We start from the raw sequence: 21,447 nt of genomic DNA, 5'->3' as shown, positions 1-21,447 counted from the left end.
GTCAGGAGACGCTCTCCCACCCTTCCTCGGCCAGGGCCCGGCAGGCGAGCTCGTCGCCTGAGGCACACGACAGGGTCAGCAGCCGACGAGCCTCGTCCAGCTCGCCGACGTCGATCAGCAAGATCCCCAGGTTGGTCTGGGCGTTCTCGTCACCGCGTCGCGTCGCGTCTTCGAGAACTGCGCGGGCGCGCGCGACGTCACCACGCTGTTCGTAGAGCCCAGCCAGTGTCACGAGCACGGGCAGAGGATCGGTCTCGAGGAACGACTCCAAGAGCTCGACAGCCTCCTGCCCCGACACGCTGCCGCCGATCACGCACTCGACGGCAGACTCAGGGCTGACGAACCGCGTCTCGTAGACGAGCGCGGCGGCCTCGTCGCTCCTGCCGAGCGCACGGAGCACCGCGCCGAGCCGCACCGCGGTCTCCGGCAGGGCCGCAGCGCGCCTGTAGAAGTGCTCAGCACGGTCGAGGTCACCCCGGTCGGCCGCGTGCTGGGCCACCATGAAGGCGCCTTTGACGTCGCCTGACTCTGCCGACCGCTCGAACCACGAAGCGGCCTCGTCGTCGTCGCCGGAATCGAGCTTCGCGTTGCCGAGGTTCAGCAGGGAGTCGGAGACCCCACGCTTCTGCGCCTCGAAGAAGAACAGTGCTGCGACCGACGGATGTCCCGCCTTGAGCAGGGCGTTCCCGAGGTCGTGCAGGGCGTCGACGTCTCCCTCGAGCAGACCGTCGACCGCGAAGGCCACGTCACCTTCGAGGTCGTCGTACGGTTCGTCGTCCATGAGGTCCCCCACCGCTCTGCAAGCCCGGTCGGACTGGCTGCAGCAGCCTACGGGGTGGTCGGCGGGACGTCGGCAAGCGGCCCGGGTGTCTGGCCTCAGCGCTCGGCTTGCATCCGCCCGACCCACGCCTCGAAGGGGTCCGGGTCTGCGGCCGGCCAGAGCGACGGGACGTCGGTGTCGAGCTCGGCCTCGACCCATGCCCGGAACGCGGTGTGCGCCTCGACGGCGTCCTCGTCCTCAGGTTCCTCCCCGAGGTCCCACGAGCCGAGCTCGTGATAGCCGACAGCGATCAGCCGGAGGAAGTCGACGGGCGAGTCCGCGAGCAGGTAGGTGTCACCGTCGGAGCCGAGCGCGACGAACCGCACCTGGTCCCCGTCGATCCACACCGCCCCGGTGCCGCCGTCTCCGGAGATCTGCGCGATCGGCACCAGCTGGTCGAAGCCCGGGTCGCCCGGCTGGAACCAGCCGTCGAGCGACTCCTGCGCGGAGAACACAGCCCCGAGCTGACGAGCCCCGGGGTACGGCGTGACGAAATAGCCGTTCGGCCCGTCGACCACCCACCCCTGCTGCTCCATCCACGACCAGGCACGGTCGAGAGGCTCGGGGACCGTGAAGCCCTCGGGCAGACGCGGGGTCAGGAGATCGGTGAGCCTGGACATCGGCGGTTCCTCTCGGTGGCTGACCTTCATGGTCGCGGACCTGGGCCCAGGAGTCTCGGGCAGGAGTCCCCATCGGTCCGCTCGCCTCGCGCGTCAGTCGATGAACCCGCGCGGTGGCCCGTCGGTGATGGTGATGCTCTTGACCGCGGTTCCGTCGGAGGTCAGCGCGTGGATCCAGCCGCGGTCGAAGTCCCACACGTAGCCGCGGTCGCCGAAGGTCCCGGGGCGGCTGAAGGCGATGTCGTCGATCACCGGGGCGCCGGGCATCCCGTCGACGAAGGCACCGAAACGCTCGCTCTGGTGACCGCTGGTCCCGATCTCGACCGACGCGACGACACCCTTGCTCAGCCGCACGCGCACACCGGGCAGGCCGCTCACCCGCGCGGCGAGGGCGTTCGACGACGGTCGTCCCAGGACGTCGAGGAACACCGTGAACTCGCCCGAGCGCCAGCGGTAGAACCGGTCTGACGGCGTCACGCCGCGCAAGACCGCCGTCATCGACGTCGGGACTTCGCCGCTGCCCGCGCTGAGCACGCCGTGCTTGCCGACGACGCCGTGCTCGACGACGAGGTCGCGGCGCCCGAACCTGTAGAGGTCGGTCCGGCCGCTCGACGCGACGGGACCACCGAGGGCCGCGCGGAGGCTTTCGCGGGTGAGCGGCTCGTCCGCCCCGGGGACCAGGTCTGCGGCGCTCCGGTAGCTCGAGTCACCAACCTCAGAGCTCAGGCTGACCTGCACGCTGATCACGCGGTCGTCCTGCACCTGCATCTCGACACCACCGTCGAAGGTGAGGAGTCGACGACCGACCCCGGACGAGGCCGCCCACCGGCGGTGCGTGGTGCCCGCGAGGGCCGCGGCGGCCTGAAAGGCCGGGCCGGCCTCGGGCTCACCGACGGCCGCGATGAAGACGCCGATCTGCCCGGCCGGTGGCGGCACGGACGGGGTGCGCTCCAGCGCGACCTCGACGAGGCCGTCGTCGACGAAGGTCAGGTGGACGGGATGGCCCTCGATCTGAAAGGTGTCGGTCTCCGGGTGGACGGGGGCGCCGAGGATGGCGCGGGCCCGGTCGCGGGTGCTGCCGGCGGTCAGACCGCCGATCAGGGCGGCCGGGCGCGGGTAGGCGAGGTCGCCGACGAGGGCGAAGGTCATCCGGAGGACGCCCTCGGCGTCGGTCACGACTTCGGCCGTTCCGGCCGCGAGCTGGCGGGAGATCTCGGCGTTCTCGCTGTCTGCAGGCTCCCCCAGCGCGTCGACGTGCCACCAGATCTCACCGCGGCACGGGTCCGGGAGCCGGCGCGTGCGCGAGGCGGACCAGCGCTCCGGCCGCCACGTCCTCCCGCTGGGATAGTAGAGAAGCTTGTCGTTGTGCTCCCCACGCCAGCACTCCATGACAAAGCTGCCCTCGACGGGCTCGCCGGCCATCTCCGAGGCGTAGTGCTCGTCCGTCAGCTCGAACAGCGCGTCGGCCGAGCCGTGCCCGACCTGCTGGTCGACGCCGACCCAGGGAAGGCCCGAGTGGAGCTCGATGCCAAGGCTCGGGCGCTGGTTGACCTGGACGAAGTGCTTCGGGTTGGGGTCAGTCAGGACCTTCTTACGCATTGCTAGCCTCCTGGCTCTCTTCGTTCGCTCCACACGCGAAGCCCAGCGACAGAGCAATTCACTCGATCATCATGGTCATGGTGGTACGCACCGGCGCGTACTCCCAGGGCAGCCGCCGCACTGTGGTCACGGCGCCCGACGCCTGTCGACTACGGAGTCTTCCACTGCCCGCCGAGGCGTGGCGCTTCGCACACTCCGAGTCGCGTGCGTTGCTCCAGCGACTCGCCCGTCCTACGCGACCTCAGATTTCGCCCGTTCACCCCGATGCCATGGGCGGTCTTAAGCAGTAACGTCAACCAGGGTAGACGACACGAGGGGGCAGTCGCAGTGGACGAGCACATCGAAAAGCACCTTAATAGGGTCATCGCCTCAGGGGATGCGATCCTCTTCGTCGGCGCCGGATTCTCTCGCGAAGCTCGCGACACTAGCGGGCGAGAACTTCCCGCAGGCGTTGCTTTGGGGAAAGAAATTTGGAAGATTGCGTTCCCCGTGGAGCCATACGATAGACAAGCCTCGCTCCAAGACATCTTCTCAGCCGCGAAGCGCACTAATATCCAAGAGCTGAAGCGACTGCTCGAACAAAGGCTCCGCACAGCCCCCCGGACCCTACCCGAATTCTACAAGCGCTACTTCCACGTCGCATGGTCCGGCGTATACACAATTAATATTGACAACGTGCTCGAGCTGAGCAGCTCGGCTGCCGGCAGGCCCTATACGCCTGTTTCCGGATTGTCGAACAGGACCCCAATCGCCCAAGTCCACACCATTACGCACCTCAACGGAATGCTCAGCGATTTCCCCAATGTCACGTTCACCGCCGATGATTTCGGAGCGCGCACAGCACGCACAGATGGTCATTATGCGGCACTGGCGAGCCGCCTCCCCCAAAGCCCTGTCATTTACATCGGCACAGAACTTGACGAATCCCCCCTCTGGCACCACATCGCGGCGCGAGGTAGAAAGGCTGAAGGCCGAGAGCTTAGGCCAAGGTCGTATCTCGTCTCCCCTTCCCTGGGGCTTGCCAAAAAAGCAGCCCTGAAGGAGCATAATGTTTATCATATACCGATGACCGCCAGAGACTTCTCCGAGAAGTACCTGCCGCAATTACCGTCTCAAAATTTGGTTGACCTGCGATCAGACGCCCCGTCGCCGTGGACGCACGTTAGCGAAGCGCGCCTAGTGCCAGTCGAGGACCCGGCTAACTTTCTGTTGGGCCGTGAACCTCAGTGGGGCGATATCGTGGATGGCTACGCTATCGAACGCTCTTTCGAGCACGAACTCGCAACGTCCCTCTCCGCGCCGGAACTACGGGTTGCCGTAGTTACCGGAACAGTCGGTTCGGGGAAAAGCACAACGCTCCGCCGACTCGCCTTATTCCTTGACGGCGAGGGCCAGAAGGTCTTGTGGCTCGAGCGATCTGGCCAAGACAGCCTGAACGATATGGCAAGAAAAGCCCTTGCCGCCAAGGCCGATTATGTCTTCATCGACGAAGCGGAAAGATTTGCAGGGCGGATCAACACTCTCATCCTCGCCATATTAGGCAAATCCATAGATTCACCCCGGATCGTTGTTGCCACACCGTCGACCCACCGAAGCGACTTGGACCTGGCCGAGATCGGGGTCGCACCTGAAGAGCAACGAGACTTTGTCATGCCTCATCTCGCGAACGAAGATATAGACAATCTTCTAGATGCTCTGCATCGAGCCCGGCGTCTAGGCGTATTGGTCGGAAGGCCCCTCGAGGAACAGCGTAGAGCGTTCCGAAATAAGTCTCAGAGGCAACTTCTGGTTGCCCTCCTTGAGGCTACGAGCGGACAGCGGTTTGAGGAAATGATCAAAATCGAGTGTGAGGCATTGACGGGCCCCGCCGCCTACGCCTATGCCTCCTGCGCGATTGCAACAACCTACGGCTACCCGCTTTCACGAAGCGACTTCTTGTCCGCGATTGGTGGTGGCCAAGGAGCGCTCCAGCAGCTGGACGCTCTCGAGCGCCAGCGCCTCATATTCAGAGACACAAAAGGAAGATACGCGACTCGCCATTCGTTGATCGCCGCGCGCGTAGTGAGTCACTATCGAACGACCGGCCAACTATCCGAACCATTTGCTGGAATCACCTTTACCATGGCCGCGAAACAGGCCCCGGGAAACAAGGCCACGCCCGAGAGACGCCTTCTCACTGACCTCATAAACCACGACAAACTTCGAAAAACCCTTGAGGATCGTTCTGATATTCGAAAAGTCTTTTCGGAAATCGAGGACCTCCTAGAGCAAGATGCTCACTACTGGCTCCAGCGTGGCAGCTTTGAACTCGAAAGTGGCGATATCCGCCTGGCTGAGAATTTCCTGGGGCAGGCCCGCGCCTTGAGCGAAGGCGACTTCATGATTGACACCGAATGGTCTTACCTCCGTCTTCGTCAGGCCATAAACGATGATGATCCGATTCGAGCGGGCGAACACGGAGGAGAAGCGCTCAATATCCTCTTTGAGATCATAGACAAGAGCGGCCACAGAACGCCAAACACTTATGCAGTCCTTCTCCAGGAAGGAGCTGAGTGGCTGCTGCAGTCTGCGTTAAGCGAAACAGAACGCCGAACGCTTATGAGCAGAATTCGAGACAGCATGCTGGATGGCCGGGCAAAGCACCCGGGCAATATGCGATTGAAGAGCGCCGCACAGTCCTTCGAGCGCCTGTATCTTCTGCAAGCAGTAAATCGATCAGACTCCGCACCTAGTGTTTGATGCGACAACCTCATGGGACGGGCGGTCAGTCGGGCCGGGGAAATCTCACCTTTCGATAGATCCGAGTTCGGCCGCGCCGTCCTTGCGACCACAGCCGAGCACCAGCGCATCAGCCCCCGTACCCCCAAGCACAACGGGAAGGTCGAGCGCTACAACCGCACTTTGACCGAGGAACTCATCTACGCACGCGAGTGGACCTCCTAAACCCAACGCGCCGCCGCCCTCGACTTCTGGAACCCCCCAGCCTCACGCCTGCGGGCGATCGTCACCAACGTCATGACACAGAACAACTAGTCGGCGGAATTTGGTGTGCCCATGCCTCGATGAATCCGCCGACGAAAGTGTCGCCCAGACCGATCGTCGTCGGGGCGGCGGTGTCAAGGACGAAGGCGGGGACCGCAGCGGTCGACCCGCTGCCGCGAGACTCCAGCGCCTCACCGAGGTCAGCCCCACCCTGATGGACCGCCAGCCGCCCCACAGCCTCGTAGTCCCCCACCGTGAACCCGTCCCCGTAGCAGTACCGCGTGCTAGCCATCGTGATCCCGCCTTGCAGAGCCGCCCGCAGCTCCCCCGCCCGCTCCCCCCGAGCGAGCGACCAGTACTTCGTGTGCACCACCAACGTCCGCGCCGGGATCACCGCGTGCAGCTCCCCCAACGCCTCCTCCACGTCGTCAACATCCAGCAGATCCACCCCCCGCCCGAGGTACGCCTGCATCTCGTCCTCGTTCATCGAGTACACGTCGATCCGATCAAGGATCCGGTCCCGCACCCGAGTCGCGAACTCCGGGATGTGGTACCCAGCGTCCTCGTAGAACACCAGGGACCCGGCGGGCATCCGGTCGATGTCCGCGGCGATCCGCGCCAGGCGCTCTTCGAGCAGCACCTCGTCCTGGATGACGTTGAACCCGGCCACCATGAACACGTCAGCCGTGCTCAGCACGTCCCCGAACTCCTCCGCGATCACCAGGTCGCGGTTGGGCGGGTCGTTCGCATAGATGATCCGGTTCGGGTGCGGCGCCGTGAAGTCGATGTCCCCGGCAGCCACGTGCACCCCAGCCCCGAACTGCACGATGAGGTGCGGATCCGTCGAGTCTTCCTCTGCCGAGCAGATGTACGCGCACCCCTCCGGCAGCAGCCGGCGCACGTGGTCGTCGATGCTCACCAGGTGCAGCGTGCACGTCACGCCGAGGGTCCGCATCGCGATCGCCGCGCGCACGCACGTTCCGCCGAGCGTGATCTCCCGCTCGAACCGCGCGGAGAAGGTCTCGATGATCTCGGAGGACGCGACGAACCGCTCCCCGCCAACCCCGTCCCGCACGAAGGCCAGCAGCGTCACCACCAGAGCCCGCTCGCTCGTCACGGGCACGGCGGTCGTGAGCTCGTCGGCGCGGATGTCGTACTCGCGGATCAGCCCCTCGAGCACACCCGAGTCCCACACGATCTCGTAGTCGACGGTCCCGCCGAGGCCGAGCACCAGCCGCTTGTTGTCCATGGTCGTCCTGTCCTCCGTGCGCCCGCGCTCCGTCGCGCGTCGCCTCATCATGTGCGAGTACGCCGCTGACCGCCCTCCTTGTGCAGGTGGGCGGCCAGGGCCATCTAGGGTTGCCGGTCAGTACAGCGAGGCCTTGCCTGCCGCGTTGAACAGGTCGATCTTCTGCGCGGCGACGACCTTCATCGCGGCGACCGACGGCGGCTGGATGCTGTTGGGCTCGCGCTCTCCGGCGTCCAGCAGGACCTCACGCATCTTGCGGTGGTAGGCCGCCTTGATGTCGCTCGAGATGTTGATCTTGTTGACGCCGAGCTTCACGGCCTGGCCGATCTCGTCGTCAGGGTTGTTCGAGCCGCCGTGCAGCACGAGCGGGATCGGCAGCAGGTCCTTGATCTTCTCGAGCAGGTCGAGGCGCAGCTCGGGCTTGAGCGTCGAGGGGTAGAGCCCGTGGCTGGTGCCGATCGCGATGGCGAGCGAGTCGACGCCGGTCTCCTTGACGAACTGCACGGCCTCTTCCGGCACCGTGTAGATGATCTCGCCGCCGGCCTCAGCCTGCTCGTCGAGCTTGCCGATGGTGCCGAGCTCGCCCTCGACCGAGAGGCCCACGGCGTGCGCGGTCTCGACGACGCGCTTGGTGATCGCGACGTTCTCGTCGAAGGGCAGCATCGACCCGTCGATCATCACGGAGGTGAAGCCGGCCTGGATGGCGGTGAGCACCTGCTCGTAGCTGGCGCCGTGGTCGAGGTGGATCGTCACCGGGACGGTCGAGCGGTGCGCCCGGGCGATGATCGAGTGCAGCATGTCCGTGCCGATGTGGCTGAGCTCGTCGGGGTGGATCGCGATGATGACGGGCGAGTTCTTCTCCTCGCTGATCTCGAAGATGCCGTTCATCATCGCGTAGTCGCTGACGTTGAACGCGGGGACCGCGAAGTCGTTGTCGTTGGCGACAGCGAGCAGGTCCTTGCCGTTGAGCAGCATGTGAGAATTCTCCTTCTGAGGGTGTGGAGCGGTGGATTGAGGGGGGTCAGCTCTTGACCGACCCGGCGGTGAGCCCGCCGATGAAGTACCGCTGGAAGAAGAGGAAGAGGATGAGCACGGGGATGCACCCCAAGATGCTCATCGCCATCATCTCGTTCCACTCGTACGAGTGCTGGCCCATGAGGAGCTGGATCCCGATGGGCACGGTGCGCATGTCGTCCGTGCGGGTGAGGGTGAGCGCGAAGAGGTATTCGTTCCACGCGATCATGAAGGTGTAGATGCCGACCGAGACGATCCCGGGGATCGCGATCGGCACGAGGATCCGCCACAGGGCTGTGAGCGCCCCGGCGCCGTCGACCTTGACTGCTTCGTCGAGCTCTTTGGGCAGGGTGTTGAAGTACCCGGTGAGCATGATGATCGCGTAGGGCAACGTGAACACCATGTAGGTGAGGATCAGTCCCTGGTAGGTGTTGTAGAGCTTGAGCGTCACCATCAGCCCGAAGAACGGGATGAGGAGCGTGATCGGCGGGACGGCCTGGACCGTCACGATGATCATGCTGAGCGCTCGCTTGCCGCGGAACTCGTACCGGCTGAACCCGTACGCCGCGAAGATCGCGACGATGAGGGTCAGCGCCGTGACGGACAACGACACGACATAGCTGTTGACGAAGAACCGCACCTTGACGGGGTCGCCGAGGATGGTCGTGTACGCGTCGAAGGAGAAGTTCTCCGTGATGATGCGGGGTGGGAACTGGAAGATCTCGGAGTTCGCCTTGAAGGAGCTCGAGAGCATCCAGAAGACGGGGAACCCTGCGAAGAGCGAACCGATCACGAGGGCGACCGAGACGCCGATCTTCTGGAGCCGCTGCTCCTTGGCGCGCTTCTCGCCGGCGGGCCTGGTCTTGATGGTCTGCGGCGCCGAGGTGGGCGCCGGGGTCACAGTGGTGGTCATGTCAGTCCCGCGCATTCTGGTGACGGGCGTAGAAGAACGCCAGGACCAGGGTGGCGAGCAGCACGATCACTGCGGCCGCCGAGGCCATCGAGAATTCGTACTGGGAGAACGCCAGCTTGTAGGTGAAGGTGCTGACCATCTCGGTGACGTTGAGGGGGCCACCCCCCGTGGTCATCCAGATGAGCGCGAACTGCTGCGACGTCCAGATGAAGTCGAGCATCGCCATCGAGATGATGATCGGCTTGAGCTGCGGGAGCGTGACGTTGAAGAACTGCTGCCGGGCGCTGGCCCCGTCGACCGTCGCCGCCTCGTAGAGGTCTTTGGGGATCCCCTGGAGCCCTGCGAGCAGGCTGATCATGTAGAAGGGGTAGCCGGCCCAGATGTTGATGAAGGTCACGGCGAACAGCGCTGTCGACGGCGAGGACAGCCACTCGACGTTGTGGTCGATGATCCCGGCGATGTTCAGCAGGTAGTTGACCACGCCGTTGGGGTTGAGCATGAGGCGCCACAGCACCGCGATGATCGCGACGGTGAACAGCCACGGCAGCACGTAGATGACGCGGAACAGGGCCTTGACCTTGTTGCCGAGCAGCTTGGTGTTGAGCAGCATCGCGAAGCCGAGCCCGAGCAGCAGGTGGGCGACGACGCTCGAGCCCGTGAACACCAGGGTGTTGCGGACCGCGACGAGGAACGTCGGGTCGGTGAGGATGTCGACGTAGTTGCCGATCCCGACGAACACCGGGTTCTTGTTGGTGATGACGTTGTCCATCAGCGAATAGCTGATGACCATGATGATCGGCACCAGCAGGAGCACGATCATCAAGATGCCTGTGGGCGACAAGAACGCGTAGGGGACGAGGGCCCTCTTGAGGGACTTCCTCCGTCGCGGGGTCGGTGCGACCTCCGTCGACCGGTCGAGACCGGTCTTCGCGTCACGGTCTGCGAGTGCAGGCCTCATGGCGCTTCCTCCTCAGGTTTGCGGTCGCGCCGCCGGGTTCAGGGGGGATTCCCCGACGGCGCGACCTGCTAGATACCAGGAACGGTCTAGAACTCAGCCGTCCAGGCGTCTTGCGACGCCTGCAGCATGTCGTCGACCGACTGGTCACCGGTGAGTGTCTTCTGCAGCTGCTCGTCGAAGAGGCGCATGAGCTGCTCTGCGACGGGGAGCCCGACGAACTCGTTCGCGGGGTACCCGGACTTGTAGATCTCGAAGGCGGCCGCGAAGGTCTCGTCGTCTTCCACGAAGTCGGGTACGGAGGTGGTGTTGCCGGGGAAGGCGTTGGCCATGGACGAGAGGTCCGAGTTGGTCTTCTCGCTCATGAGGAAGTCCACGAGCTTCCAGGCCTCTTCTTTGTGCTCGGAGTTCTCCGAGACGCCGATGCCCCACGACGCGTACGGGATGCCCCGCTCGCCTGTGAAGTCGTCCTCGGCCGGGACGGCCGAGACGGAGAAGTTGAGGTCCGGGTTCGACTCGCGGATGAGGTTGATGTGCGCGAGGGAGTCGATCATCATGCCGACGCGACCGTTGGTGAACTCTTCGACCTTGTCCTGCTCCTTCATGGTGAGGGAGCCCGGTGCGACGACGCCGGCGTCCCAGAGGGACTTGACGTAGTCGACCGCGGAGGTGACGTCGGGGTTGGTGAGGTCCGGCTTGCCGTCGGCGAGCATCGTGCCGCCCGAGGCCCAGGCCCACGACATGACGTCGTTCTGGATCCCGTTCGGGGCCTCGAGGGACAGCGGGACGATCCAGCCGTAGGTGTTGTCACCGAGCGCGGTGACGGCTTCGGCCGCCTCCGTGAACTCGGTGCGGGTCGACGGCGGGGCGTCGACGCCGGCCTGGGCCAGGAGGTCGTCGTTGGTGAACATCGGGTAGACGAAGTTCACGACCGGGATCATGTACGTCGAGCCCTCGATCTGCACCTGGCTCGCGAGCTGGCTGTCGTCGTACTTGGCGTCCGTCATGAGCTGGGACATGTCGGCGAGCGCGCCCTGCTTGGCGAAGTCGCTCACCCACGCACCGTCGAGACCGACGACGTCGGACATGGTGCCTGTCGCGGCTCCGGCGACGACCTGCTCCTTGGTGGAGGCGTAGGGGCCGCTGAGGAGCTCGACCTTGATGCCGGGGTTCTCGGACTCGAAGGTGTCCATGAGGGCCCGGAGCTCACCCTCGGGGAGCTCGGGCTCCCACCACTGCGCGAACTCGATGGTGACGCTGCCGTCCGCCGAGGCGTCGTCTCCGCCTCCCGAACAGCCCGCCGCGAGCAGTACTGCCATCGTCGCGGCGACAGCGCCGACGACCTTTGTCGAACGAGCGTCGTTGCTCATCTCTCTCCCATCAGACACGTGCTGGATTGCGCCGACTTCTGCGTCTTAGTGCACGATTAGCAGCACTGTAGGCGCGTCTCTGACCAGCCGTCAAGCAGTAGATGCCTGGGAAGTTGCTGAGATCGTGACGCAGGTCACCCAGTTTGGGCCGACTTGAGAGGCTCTGAACCGCAGATTCGTGCATGTGAGTGCGGTTTTCTTCGGCTCTTCGCGGCCGGGGACTCCCCAGAAGACGCATGGACGTGCTAGAAACGGGGGATGGTAGCCATCACAACGACGGGCAGCGATCGTGCCGGCACACCCCGCCGCTTCCCCGCTGGCCGCAAGGCAGAGCTCGCGGCGTACGTCTCCGAGGCAGGTCAGGTGACCGTCGCGGAGATCGCCGAACGCTTCGACGTCTCCACGGACACGATCCGCCGAGACCTCGACCGCCTGGCCGAGGACGGACTCCTCGTGCGCACCCACGGGGGCGCGATGAGCAAGACCGCACTCCCCCAGATCAACACAGGCTTCGACACCCGGCTCGGGTACCAGTCGGAGGCCAAGGAGAAGATCGGGGCGCTCGCCGCGACGCTGGTCGACGACAACTCTGTCGTCATGATCAACGCGGGGACCACGACCGTGGCGCTGGCGCGCGAGCTCAAGGACCACCGCGGGCTGACGATCGCGACCAACAGCCTGCGGCTGCCGCCCGAGCTGTCGACAGACTGCTTCCGCGGGCTGTATGTGTTCGGCGGGGCCGTGCACATCGCCGACCAGAAGACCATCGGGCCGGTGAGCTTCCACTCCTCGACCGGCAACCACGACCTCGACGTGCAGTGCGACCTTGCTCTGCTGGGGGTGGGAGCGGTCTCAGCAGAGACGGGGTACTCCACGAGCAACCTCGAGGAGGCGACCATGATGAGCGAGATGATGGCGCGGGCGTCGCGGGTCGCGATTCTGGCGGACTCGTCGAAGTTCGGAAGGCGGTTGTTCGCGCAGATTGCGAGTCTGGGGCGGGCGGACTACTTCGTTACCGATGCGGAGCCGCCTGAGGAGCTGGCGGGGGCTTTGCGGGACAGTGGGGTTGAGGTGCTGGTGCCCTAGGTCCAGGCTTGCGGCCCTGCCCTGCGAACCCCTCATGTTGGTCGTCGGTACATCGCCACCGCGGCCAAATCGCAAAGAGGCCCAGTGTCGTCTAGTCGGCACTAAGCAGTGCCAATAGCCGTGAGGTTGACGAGATGGCAATGTCGCTCTCTCACGTGACCCGCACCCGGGGTTGCCTTCCTGTACTACATGCCAGGAGCGTCACTCTGACCGCCGCGCTTATCATCGCCGTGGGAGTCTGCGGTGAGGGCCGCGTCATCTGCAGAACCGTACTACTCCCGAGCGTCGTGACGGTGGACCGGTCCCCAGCATGGACTAAATTGCCGCACCTTGGCTTGACCGCGTCTTGCCGCAACGACGCGTGAAGCCGCTTCTCTGACCGGGAAACGGGCACCAGACGGCTGGGCTCTCGCTTCATCTGCCCCGGACAGCTTCTCTAGCCGACGACGATCCCTGTTCGAGCTATGTCCTTAAGCCGACGGCCGCACTCTGATCTGTCGAGCGCGCAAACGCTCACCCCCGATGCAAGCAAGGGCTATTCCAAGCCCCACCAGGCGCTCAATCATTTAATAGCCAGACGACATTTAGGCGAGTCGCCAGACGCCGTCGCCGCGACCATCAATCTTCTCCAGTGATCCAGAGTGGCGAAGCTTCTGAGCCGCCCAGCGGAGGTCGTACTGCCATGTATAGAATAGATCGCCAGAGCGCCGAAGCTCGTCCTCGTGAGACTTCCAGACCGCCTTCGCGACGTCGATATGGTGGAGCTCCCCGCCCGACGCGCGGAGCGCCTCGATGGTCCAGTCCTTCAGATCTTCTTTCGTCGCCATGATCCAAGCATGCCATCCCAGGTTCACCGACTGCCGCGCACCGCGGGATGAAAAGAACAAGGGATCTGAGCCTCGTAGCGTGAGCCTCGGCGTTTGCTCCGTGACCCGCCAGTGGGCGATGGTACCTTCCGCGGGTTGAGGTCCACGCGCCGAGCCGCTCTCTCGCCGCGGCTCCGCCCGATCGCGTCGACTCCGAACCACGTGCATGAAATAGCCTTGGGACGCTGATGTGCAGGGTCGATCTCGAAGGGGAACGAATTCTGGGCCGGACCTCGGGTGACCATGTCAGAACCGACGGCGAGCTCTTGCGCAGCCCCGAACCGCACCTGTCCAGCCGGTTGAGGGAGCAGATCCTACTCACCGACCGAAGGATCGAGGCGATGGAAGCCATCCGCGAGATGTGCGACACGACTGGGCCAGACCGTCTCCGTAGTGCGTGGACGCGCCTCGACCTCGAGTGCCGGCCCGACCGCTTCTTGCGTGAGCTTGGCGTCGTGCCCTCGTCGAGTTCCAGCTGCTGAAGACCAAGACGCGGCTTGACTACGGCCCCATCTTAGAAGATCCGCAGTCGCCACTCGCTACGGCGCACTCATTTCGTCCGATGCGAGATCGAAGGTTGCCGACCGGAACGAGATGGCAGAGCCCCGGCGATACGTCGAGCAGTTTCGGCCATTCTAGTGCGTCATCTACGAGCTCGAGAGCCAGCGGTCACGGTACGACGGTGACGCAACAGTCATCGTCTAGAACGAGACGACGCGTTCCGTGGGCTACAACAACGGCTAGCCGTACGTCCCGCGGTGATACGCGCGATGCTCAATGGCGAAGCTTGGAGATCCCGGCCTGAGGGGGACGGCCAACTTCAAACTGTCGCTTCGCGACTTCAGCCAGGGCCGCCAGCCCGACGCCGCGGCAAGGGCGGGGCAAGTCATGATCAACGAGAAGAGCATCGACAGCTTCCTCGACTTCTATGACTCCCATGTGTGACAGGGCGGGACCGCCTGCCCTCACTCCTCAGTCGGTCCCATCACACCCCGGCGCGACCTCCGGAGAGGTCACGAGGCGCATGCGGGCGGCGAAGCGGCGAGAAACCGCGCCCGAGCTGGCACTCCGTGCTGAGCTCCACGGCCGAGGACTCAGGTACCGGGTCGCGTACGCCGTCCCCGGTGATATAAACCGCCGCTCTCAACCCAACCGATACATGCTGCAAGATAGTCGACCTGTGACTGTGCCAAACGTCGACGTACGAGTTAGCGCCACACTCCTCCTTGGCTCAGGATCCTCACGACCGCATGTTCTGCCTTGGAGAACGCATGACGGGCCGTAACTCCGCACACGCGAATCCGGAGCCCTCTCACAGCTGAGTTGCGAGAGGACCGCGCAGTTTGCCCGATTGCAGCCCCGAACGCCCAGTCTCCAGCCAAGTCGAGTACGACCCAACGCACAAGTGTGATCAGGACTAGCCTCCGGCTGACTTGTTGCGTATGATCCAGCCATGACGAGTGCGCCCAAACCGATATCGGCTATTGACCTATTTTGCGGGGCAGGCGGCCTGTCGCTTGGGCTAAAGCAAGCCGGAATCGAGGTTGCCGCAGGCTTCGATTTCGACGAATCCTGCAGGTTCCCGTACGAGGCAAATATTGGCGCACGCTTTGTGCATGCAGACATCGCAGAGGTCACCGCGGAGCACCTCGAGGAGATCTGGGATGGGGCTGAGACGCGTCTTTTGGCTGGCTGCGCCCCCTGCCAGCCATTCTCTAGCCACCGACGCGGCGCCGACACAAGCGAGGAAAGCAACTGGTCCCTCCTTGAACATTTCGGTCGATTGGTCAACGAAACAAAGCCGGAATTCGTAACAATGGAAAACGTCGTGCGTCTAATGCGCATGCCAGTGTTTGAGCAGTTTGTTCAAGGTCTAGAAGAACTAGGCTACACGGTTGATTACCGCACCGTCAATGGTCCACTTTTCGGCCTCGCTCAGACTCGTCGGCGCCTAATATTGGTCGCCTCTCGGCAGGGCGAGATCAATGTCCCAAAAGGCTTGGGAAACGGACCCGCAACGACAGTTCGGGATATTATTTCAGGTCTTCCTGTGCTCGAGAATGGGCAATCCGATCCGACGGACCCACTACACAGGGCGCGGTCGCTTAGTCCTCTCAATTTGAAGCGCATGCGCGCCTCAAAACCTGGCGGAACTTGGCGCGACTGGCCAGAAGCGCTCCTTGCGGCGTGTCACCGGAAGCCATCTGGTCAGAGCTTCCAGTCTTTCTATAGCCGCATGGAGTGGGATCGTCCGGCGCCAACCATTACGACCCAAGCCTACAACTTCGGCACAGGCAGATTTGGCCATCCGGACCAGGACCGGAGTTTAACGCTCCGGGAAGCGGCAATGCTACAAGGCTTCCCGGTCGACTATCAATTTGTGCCCACCGGAAGCAAGCCCACCCTTTCCAAAGTTGGAAAGTTGATTGGAAACGCTGTACCGCCCGCGTTCGGCAGGGCTGTCGGTCAAACTTTCATCAGAGCGCTAGCACAGTCCATCGAGCAGGGGGAACCAACGTGAGTCAACAAATCGAGCCAGAGAAGGTCGATCAGCCTTTTACCTTCTCAGTTGACCTGGCCGTAATTGAATCACTCGGAATAAATCTGTACAGCAATGCGGCAGCGGTCCTGTCGGAACTAGTCGCCAATGCATGGGACGCCGATGCAAACGAGGTCGACATTACGTGGGACGTGGCCAACGGTGAGGTGACCATTGAAGACGATGGCTCCGGCATGACCGCCAAGGAACTCGATGAGAGATACTTGACGGTGGCATATAAGAAGCGCGACAAGGAAGGGCACGTTTCACCAATCCATCAACGACCTTTCATGGGTCGAAAAGGCATTGGGAAGCTTTCCGTTTACTCTCTAGCAAATACAGTCAAGGTCTATTCGGCCAAAGGTGGACTTTCTGCTGGATTCGAGATATCGCTCAAGGCGCTTCGCACACACATCAGAGATAATAGTGGCTACCACCCAAGGCCGATTCCTGTCCCCGAGGACATGCCGGAACGCGGGACGCGGATCGTGCTCAGCGATCTCAACACGAAAAGAGCTGGCGTGACTAAGGCTGCGTTGCGAAAGCGCTTAGCCCGCCGATTCGATGTCCTAAAGTTCAGTGCAACTGATAGCGCACGCTTTGTGATCAAGATCGATGGCGACCCTATCACGTACGCGGATCGCGATGATCTGAAGCGATTGCAGTATATCTGGCACCTCGGCGCTAGCGAGATCCCTGCTACACACACCCCCAACGTGAAACGTTCATGGGTGATTCCTGAATCCGAAACCACGGTTGACATTTCACGTGGCTGGAAGATCGAGGGGTGGTTTGGAACGGTAAGTTCGCCATCGGACCTTGTCGACCAGGGAGACAAGCAGGAGTCTCTTCGAAACATTATCATCTTGGCACGGACGAGACCCATCCAGGAAGGAATTCTTGATCAGCTCGATTTCAACAAATTCTTCGGTAATTATGTCACAGGCCAGATCCGGGCAGAGTTTTTGGACACGGACGATGCCGACGACATTGCCACGAGCGACCGTCAGCGACTCGTCGAGGACGACGAGCGGGTCCAGCTGCTTCTCAAAAAGTTGCGTCAGATGTTCAACGATGCCGGCTCTCAGTGGTCCAAGGAAAGGCCAAAGGAAAAGTTCCGGCAAGCGACAGAAAAGTATCCGACTATTCGAGACTGGGTCGACAAGCGGCCGGATGGCCAGCGCGACGCAGCCAGAAATATGATCGGAACGATCGCATCTCTCCATTTGGACCGCGAAGTGGACCGGCCAGCGCTCTTTAAGGCCGGCGTTCTGGCTTTCGAGAGAATTGCGATTGAGGACACCGGAAAAGAGCTCGAGAAACTTTCGCAGGGACTCACAGCGAGCGACGTACTGCCACTACTCGCAACCTCCAGATCGTACGAAGACGCGCTCTATCTCCAGATTCTGCGTTCCCGGCTCGAGGCGATCGAGCGCCTAGAGCACCTGATCAATAAGGATGAGCTCGAGAAAGTCCTTCAGAAGCACCTCTTTGACAATTTGTGGCTTCTTGATCCCTCCTGGGAGGGAGCGGCGGGCGATTCGGACATGGAAATCGCACTTTCTAGGATCCGTAGCGGTGCACTATTCAGCAAAACCGAGGCTGAGAACCAGAAGCAAGGCCGTATCGACATACAATACAGATCTGCCGCCGGCGTCCACATGATTGTGGAACTGAAAAGATATGGACGGTCCTCGAAAATTGACGATCTTGTTGAGCAAGGAAACAAGTATCACGAGGCACTCAGGGAAGTTCTCGAGAAGCGCCAGCAAGCGCATAGCGGGATTAACGTCGTGTTCGTGCTGGGGCAGAAGCCGAAGGTCGGCTATCTAGGCGATCGAACTGAGTCTCAGTTTATTACCGAGAAGGTTCAGCATATCGATGGTCGCGTCCTCTACTATGACGAGCTGCTTCACAACGCGCAGCAGAGATACCGGGAGTACCGCGAAAAGAAACGCGAATCGACCGCCCTGGATCAGGTTCTGCAGTCGCTGGACGAACTGATCCCGGAGCCTAGTGGCGGCAAGTCCGCTGGTTCTACGGAGGATCAAAAAGGTTCATCTTCCGTATCGACCCCCACCCCGTCGATCATGGCAAAGAAGCGCTAGAGGCGGACTGTCCCAGTCGGCCTCCGCCAATCTTAGGTCCGCGCGGGGGTCGGCTGGGAATCACACGATAACCAATGTTCAGCGAGCGGCAAGGCGTCGCCCGCGGTCGGCCACGCTCCGTAGTTGTACAACGAGCGATGCTCTGATTGCGTGTTCACTTGTCATCAGCCTTCAGGTTTTCGATCGCCGCGTCGCTCTCCGCCGACTCGATGTTCTCCGCGACGGCTGCCTCTTCGTTGACCTCTTCCTCGGAGGCATCGCGAGGTTCGTCGGCGTGCGGGTTGACGTCCTGGTCTTCCTTGAGGTTCACGGGGACCAGGGGTACGGGGTAGCCGCCCTGTCCACCGAATGCGTTGGTCGTCATGGTGTCCTCCTCAGCGTCGTTGCGGATCGGTCCTCTCTCATCCTCGCTGACGGACAGGGTGCTCACATCTCGAGGACGACTCAGTCCTGTGGATGCGGAGCGTCAGGTACGGCAGATGGCGATGCTGCGACACCCGATCGATCCCCGTCCGCTCCCAGCCCACCCACCGCTACGGCACACCGTTGTGCCTACCCCGCATCACCCCCAGTGCTCATCCTCCCCACCCCAGCCCCACGCACATCGCCCCACGTGCTCAATCCCACCCCCACCACCCCTGAGCACCACGCCTCCAGCCGCACGGTGGATTCATCGCACGACACGACGGAGGTGGGAACGATGTACCAGCTGGGACGTGCTCAGACAGCACCGCTCCTCGCTGCCACAGGAGCCATGGCGACCGGGTACTACGCGGTGGGCGCGTGGACGTTGCTCGTCGCGGGGCTCGCGGCCCTCACGACGGGGCGTGTCCTCGCGCGCCGCTGGGCGGGACACTCGTGAGCCGGGGCCTGGGCGCGACCACGCCACGCGTGGTCGCGCTCGTGCCCGCGCACGACGAGGCGGACGCCCTCCCCGCGACCCTCGCGTCGCTGCGGGCCCAGACCCGTCCGGTCGACCGCGTGGTCGTCGTCTCGGACAACAGCACCGACGCGACGGTTGACGTCGCGCGCTCCCTCGGGGCGGACGTCATCTGCACAGTGGAGAACACCGGCCGCAAGGCCGGAGCGCTGAACCAGGCGCTCGCGCGGATCGAGGCGGAGAACGTGCTGGTCCTCGACGCTGACACGTCGATCGCCCCGACCTTCGTGGAGGAGGGGCTGGCGCTGCTCGACGCACGCCCAGCCCTCGGCGCTGTGGGCGGGGTGTTCCGGGGCACGGAGCCGACGTCGGTCCTCGAGCAGCTGCAGCACAACGAGTACGAGCGCTACGCCGTGCAGATCGACGTGACCGGCCGCACCGCGGTGCTCACCGGGACGGCGGCGCTCGTCCGGACGGAAGCCCTCGCTGCTGTCGCCCGGGCTCGCGGCGTGACCCTGCCCGGCCCACCGGGGGCGGTCTACGACCCTGGGGCGATCACGGAGGACTCGGAGCTGACGCTCGCGCTGCGCACGCTCGGGTACGAGCTCGCCTCGCCGCTGAGCATGTCGTGCACCACCGAGCTCATGCCGACGCCCCGTGACCTGCACCGTCAGCGGGTGCGCTGGTACAAGGGCATGCTCGACAACCTACGCGCGTACGGCCTGACGCGGGTCACCGCCCGGTACTACGGGCAGCAGGTCATGCTCGCCGTCAGCACGCTCATGCTCCTGAGCCTCGTACTGATCACAGCCCTGACCCTCGTCACCGGGACCTTCCAGCTGGTGCCGTTCTGGCTGGGCGTCGGCGCGGTGATCGTCACCGAACGACTCGTGACGGTGTGGCGCGGCGGCCCCCGCGGGCGTCTCCTGGCCGCTACTGTGCTGCCGGAGCTCAGCTACGACATGTTCCTCCAGCTCGCGTTCCTGCGGGCGTGCTGGCTCACCGCCACCTCGCGAGACGCCGGGTGGAACCACGTGCACCGGGAGACGCCGCCTCGCCCGACGGCAGAGCAGACGGCCGGCGACCTGGTCGGCTCGACGGTCTGACGGCTACGCCGCTCACCCCTCACACTTCTCGGCCCTTCGACCCGCCCAGGCCCGGCCTGACCCGGCGCCGTCCAGGCCGGTCCTGCGCGGTCCGGACCGGCGCAGTCCGGCCAGCCCACGCCTGCCTGGGAATGATCCCAACATCATGTCGGTATGATGCCAACAGCACGTCGGGAAATTGTTCACTCTCTGGAGGTCTCTGATGTTCCTCGCCCTGCGCGAGCTTGCCTTCGCGCGTACCCGCTTCGGCCTGATGGGTGCCGTGATCGCACTCATCGCGGTCTTGATGGTCCTGCTGTCGGGCCTGTCCTCAGGTCTCGTCGTCGACGGCGTCTCCGGTCTCATGCGGAGCCCTGTCGACGCCGTCGCCTTCTCCGAGGGCACCAAGACCGACTCCGCCTTCACCCGGTCCGAGGTCACGGCCGCCCAGGCGCAGACGTGGGCGGAGCAAGACGACGTCGCCGACGCCGAGCTGCTCGGCACCTCGATCGTCAACGCCAAGAACGACGACGGGTCCGCGCTCGACCTCACGCTGTTCGGCGTGGTGCCCGACGGTTTCGTCGTCCCCGAGGCCGCAGACGGCCGTGGGCTCACCACCCCGGGCGACGCCGTGCTCAGCTCCTCCGCCCGCGACGAGGGCGTGGAGATCGGCGACGTCATCACGCTCGACCGTCTGGGGACGACGCTCACGGTGGTGGGCTTCACCGCTGACCAGCGGACCTTCGGCCACGTCGACATCGCCTTCGTGCCGCTCAGCACCTGGCAGGAGGTCCACGCAGGGACGACGGCTGGTGAGCAGCCCGACCCCGCGGCCTACGACGTCGCGAGCGTCGTCGCGCTGCGCGGCGTGGACGGCCAGACCCCCGACCTCGCCGCGGGTGACGCCGCAGCCGGCACGTCCGCGCGGACCCTCGAGGCCGCCTTCGACTCCTCCCCCGGCTACAGCGCCGAGCTCATGACCATGGAGCTCATCAAGGCCTTCCTCTACGCGATCTCAGCCCTGGTGGTCGGAGCGTTCTTCACGCTCTGGACGGTCCAGCGCACCCGCGAGCTCGCCGTGATGCGCGCCATCGGCGCCTCGACCCGCTTCCTGCTGACCGACGGCGTGCTGCAGGCCGCCATCTTGCTGGTCGTCTCCCTGACCGTCGGCGTGAGCGTCGGCCTCGTCTTCGGCAGCCTCCTGGAAGGCACGGGCATGCCCTTCGCCCTGGAGACCGGCCCGATCCTCACCGGCGCCGGGCTGCTGCTCGGCCTCGGCCTGGCCGGCGCAGCGGTCGCGACCGTCCGCATCGCCTCGATCGACCCCGTCACGGCACTCGGAGAGAACCGATGAAGAGAGA

The 21,447-nt window shown here is 63.9% G+C and carries 18 protein-coding genes and 1 pseudogene; 9 read left to right on the top strand and 10 right to left on the bottom strand.

From position 1 onward, the window contains the following. Window position 1 precedes the first annotated feature (1 nt). From ASG53_RS15490 to ASG53_RS15480, 3 genes are all read right to left on the bottom strand, one after another. Window positions 2-781, bottom strand: a complete 780-nt coding sequence (locus ASG53_RS15490; protein WP_156382845.1) for a tetratricopeptide repeat protein — start codon at window positions 779-781, stop codon at window positions 2-4. 95 nt (window positions 782-876) lie between these two features. Next, window positions 877-1,440, bottom strand: coding sequence for a hypothetical protein (locus tag ASG53_RS15485; protein WP_056136374.1), 564 nt, complete (start codon window positions 1,438-1,440; stop codon window positions 877-879). Window positions 1,441-1,533: 93 nt separating this feature from the next. Then, a complete protein-coding gene (locus ASG53_RS15480) occupies window positions 1,534-3,039 on the bottom strand; it encodes a hypothetical protein (protein WP_056135407.1) in 1,506 nt (501 codons plus the stop codon). A 327-nt stretch (window positions 3,040-3,366) separates the two neighbouring features. Here ASG53_RS15480 and ASG53_RS19935 point away from each other — a divergent pair, with 327 nt between their 5' ends. Together ASG53_RS19935 and ASG53_RS19930 are read left to right on the top strand one after the other, a co-directional pair. Further along, on the top strand, window positions 3,367-5,778 hold the full coding sequence (locus ASG53_RS19935; RefSeq protein WP_162246160.1) for a P-loop NTPase: 2,412 nt from the start codon (window positions 3,367-3,369) through the stop codon (window positions 5,776-5,778). Between the two features lie 60 nt (window positions 5,779-5,838). Next, a pseudogene (locus tag ASG53_RS19930) lies at window positions 5,839-6,072 on the top strand (integrase core domain-containing protein); the annotation flags it as partial. Here the strand turns inward: ASG53_RS19930 and ASG53_RS15470 are convergent. The 5 genes from ASG53_RS15470 to ASG53_RS15450 all read right to left on the bottom strand — a co-directional run bounded on the left by ASG53_RS15470 (window position 6,053) and on the right by ASG53_RS15450 (window position 11,522). After that, on the bottom strand, window positions 6,053-7,270 hold the full coding sequence (locus ASG53_RS15470; protein ID WP_056136372.1) for an ADP-dependent glucokinase/phosphofructokinase: 1,218 nt from the start codon (window positions 7,268-7,270) through the stop codon (window positions 6,053-6,055). The pseudogene ASG53_RS19930 and the gene ASG53_RS15470 sit on opposite strands and share 20 nt — an antisense overlap. A 117-nt stretch (window positions 7,271-7,387) precedes the next feature. Beyond that, the gene (locus ASG53_RS15465; protein WP_056135400.1) at window positions 7,388-8,245 is read right to left on the bottom strand and encodes a ketose-bisphosphate aldolase; all 858 of its coding nucleotides are present in this window, start codon (window positions 8,243-8,245) and stop codon (window positions 7,388-7,390) included. A gap of 46 nt (window positions 8,246-8,291) precedes the next feature. Continuing rightward, window positions 8,292-9,197 carry a carbohydrate ABC transporter permease gene (locus tag ASG53_RS15460; protein WP_235533965.1) on the bottom strand — a complete coding sequence of 302 codons (906 nt, stop codon included), beginning with the start codon at window positions 9,195-9,197 and terminating at the stop codon, window positions 8,292-8,294. Between the two features lies 1 nt (window position 9,198). Then, the gene (locus ASG53_RS15455; RefSeq protein ID WP_056135397.1) at window positions 9,199-10,155 is read right to left on the bottom strand and encodes a carbohydrate ABC transporter permease; all 957 of its coding nucleotides are present in this window, start codon (window positions 10,153-10,155) and stop codon (window positions 9,199-9,201) included. Window positions 10,156-10,241: 86 nt separating this feature from the next. Then, the gene (locus ASG53_RS15450) at window positions 10,242-11,522 is read right to left on the bottom strand and encodes an ABC transporter substrate-binding protein (protein WP_056135394.1); all 1,281 of its coding nucleotides are present in this window, start codon (window positions 11,520-11,522) and stop codon (window positions 10,242-10,244) included. 258 nt (window positions 11,523-11,780) lie between these two features. Between ASG53_RS15450 and ASG53_RS15445 the strand changes: the two genes are divergently transcribed. Continuing rightward, window positions 11,781-12,608: a DeoR/GlpR family DNA-binding transcription regulator gene (locus tag ASG53_RS15445; protein ID WP_056135391.1), complete on the top strand. Its 828-nt coding sequence runs from the start codon at window positions 11,781-11,783 to the stop codon at window positions 12,606-12,608. A gap of 584 nt (window positions 12,609-13,192) precedes the next feature. On the opposite strand, the gene ASG53_RS15440 is transcribed toward ASG53_RS15445, so the two are convergent. Then, entirely contained in the window at window positions 13,193-13,435 is a 243-nt protein-coding gene (locus tag ASG53_RS15440; RefSeq protein ID WP_056135388.1) for a hypothetical protein, read from the bottom strand. Between the two features lie 816 nt (window positions 13,436-14,251). On the opposite strand from ASG53_RS15440, the gene ASG53_RS19925 reads away from it, so the two are divergent. The 3 genes from ASG53_RS19925 (at window position 14,252) to ASG53_RS19620 (ending at window position 18,121) form a co-directional block, all read left to right on the top strand. Then, complete coding sequence (locus ASG53_RS19925) at window positions 14,252-14,419, top strand: hypothetical protein (RefSeq protein WP_156382843.1); 168 nt, start codon at window positions 14,252-14,254, stop codon at window positions 14,417-14,419. A gap of 508 nt (window positions 14,420-14,927) precedes the next feature. Continuing rightward, complete coding sequence (locus tag ASG53_RS19625) at window positions 14,928-15,995, top strand: DNA cytosine methyltransferase (protein ID WP_082544106.1); 1,068 nt, start codon at window positions 14,928-14,930, stop codon at window positions 15,993-15,995. Next, window positions 15,992-18,121 (top strand): BbrUII/HgiDII family restriction enzyme, encoded by a 2,130-nt coding sequence (locus ASG53_RS19620; protein ID WP_082544105.1) that lies wholly within the window; start codon window positions 15,992-15,994, stop codon window positions 18,119-18,121. The genes ASG53_RS19625 and ASG53_RS19620 overlap by 4 nt, the downstream gene beginning before the upstream one ends. A gap of 154 nt (window positions 18,122-18,275) precedes the next feature. Here the strand turns inward: ASG53_RS19620 and ASG53_RS15425 are convergent, their stop codons facing one another. Next, window positions 18,276-18,485: a hypothetical protein gene (locus tag ASG53_RS15425; protein WP_156382840.1), complete on the bottom strand. Its 210-nt coding sequence runs from the start codon at window positions 18,483-18,485 to the stop codon at window positions 18,276-18,278. 336 nt (window positions 18,486-18,821) lie between these two features. On the opposite strand from ASG53_RS15425, the gene ASG53_RS20015 reads away from it, so the two are divergent. The 3 genes from ASG53_RS20015 (at window position 18,822) to ASG53_RS15415 (ending at window position 21,440) form a co-directional block, all read left to right on the top strand. Continuing rightward, window positions 18,822-18,983, top strand: coding sequence for a hypothetical protein (locus ASG53_RS20015; protein ID WP_162246159.1), 162 nt, complete (start codon window positions 18,822-18,824; stop codon window positions 18,981-18,983). Then, the gene (locus ASG53_RS15420) at window positions 18,980-20,107 is read left to right on the top strand and encodes a glycosyltransferase family 2 protein (protein WP_162246158.1); all 1,128 of its coding nucleotides are present in this window, start codon (window positions 18,980-18,982) and stop codon (window positions 20,105-20,107) included. Before ASG53_RS20015 ends, ASG53_RS15420 begins: the two co-directional genes overlap by 4 nt. A 202-nt stretch (window positions 20,108-20,309) precedes the next feature. Beyond that, entirely contained in the window at window positions 20,310-21,440 is a 1,131-nt protein-coding gene (locus ASG53_RS15415) for an ABC transporter permease (protein WP_056135372.1), read from the top strand. The last annotated feature ends 7 nt before the right edge of the window (window positions 21,441-21,447 follow it).

The sequence above is a fragment of the Sanguibacter sp. Leaf3 genome (assembly GCF_001425965.1).
GTDB classification, from domain to species: Bacteria; Actinomycetota; Actinomycetes; order Actinomycetales; family Cellulomonadaceae; genus Sanguibacter; species Sanguibacter inulinus.
The sequence above is the reverse complement of the archived record's forward strand: the minus strand, read 5'-3'. Positions and strand labels throughout refer to the sequence as shown.

Excerpts from the sequence above, each read along its gene's own strand:
- ASG53_RS15490 (WP_156382845.1), bottom strand. The coding sequence starts at position 781 with ATGGACGACGAACCGTACGACGACCTCGAAGGTGACGTGGCCTTCGCG.
- ASG53_RS15485 (WP_056136374.1), bottom strand. The coding sequence starts at position 1,440 with ATGTCCAGGCTCACCGATCTCCTGACCCCGCGTCTGCCCGAGGGCTTC.
- ASG53_RS15480 (WP_056135407.1), bottom strand. The coding sequence starts at position 3,039 with ATGCGTAAGAAGGTCCTGACTGACCCCAACCCGAAGCACTTCGTCCAG.
- ASG53_RS15470 (WP_056136372.1), bottom strand. The coding sequence starts at position 7,270 with ATGGACAACAAGCGGCTGGTGCTCGGCCTCGGCGGGACCGTCGACTAC.
- ASG53_RS15465 (WP_056135400.1), bottom strand. The coding sequence starts at position 8,245 with ATGCTGCTCAACGGCAAGGACCTGCTCGCTGTCGCCAACGACAACGAC.
- ASG53_RS15460 (WP_235533965.1), bottom strand. The coding sequence starts at position 9,197 with ATGACCACCACTGTGACCCCGGCGCCCACCTCGGCGCCGCAGACCATC.
- ASG53_RS15455 (WP_056135397.1), bottom strand. The coding sequence starts at position 10,155 with ATGAGGCCTGCACTCGCAGACCGTGACGCGAAGACCGGTCTCGACCGG.
- ASG53_RS15450 (WP_056135394.1), bottom strand. The coding sequence starts at position 11,522 with ATGAGCAACGACGCTCGTTCGACAAAGGTCGTCGGCGCTGTCGCCGCG.
- ASG53_RS15445 (WP_056135391.1), top strand. The coding sequence starts at position 11,781 with ATGGTAGCCATCACAACGACGGGCAGCGATCGTGCCGGCACACCCCGC.
- ASG53_RS15440 (WP_056135388.1), bottom strand. The coding sequence starts at position 13,435 with ATGGCGACGAAAGAAGATCTGAAGGACTGGACCATCGAGGCGCTCCGC.
- ASG53_RS19925 (WP_156382843.1), top strand. The coding sequence starts at position 14,252 with ATGGCGAAGCTTGGAGATCCCGGCCTGAGGGGGACGGCCAACTTCAAA.
- ASG53_RS19625 (WP_082544106.1), top strand. The coding sequence starts at position 14,928 with ATGACGAGTGCGCCCAAACCGATATCGGCTATTGACCTATTTTGCGGG.
- ASG53_RS15425 (WP_156382840.1), bottom strand. The coding sequence starts at position 18,485 with ATGACGACCAACGCATTCGGTGGACAGGGCGGCTACCCCGTACCCCTG.
- ASG53_RS20015 (WP_162246159.1), top strand. The coding sequence starts at position 18,822 with ATGTACCAGCTGGGACGTGCTCAGACAGCACCGCTCCTCGCTGCCACA.
- ASG53_RS15415 (WP_056135372.1), top strand. The coding sequence starts at position 20,310 with ATGTTCCTCGCCCTGCGCGAGCTTGCCTTCGCGCGTACCCGCTTCGGC.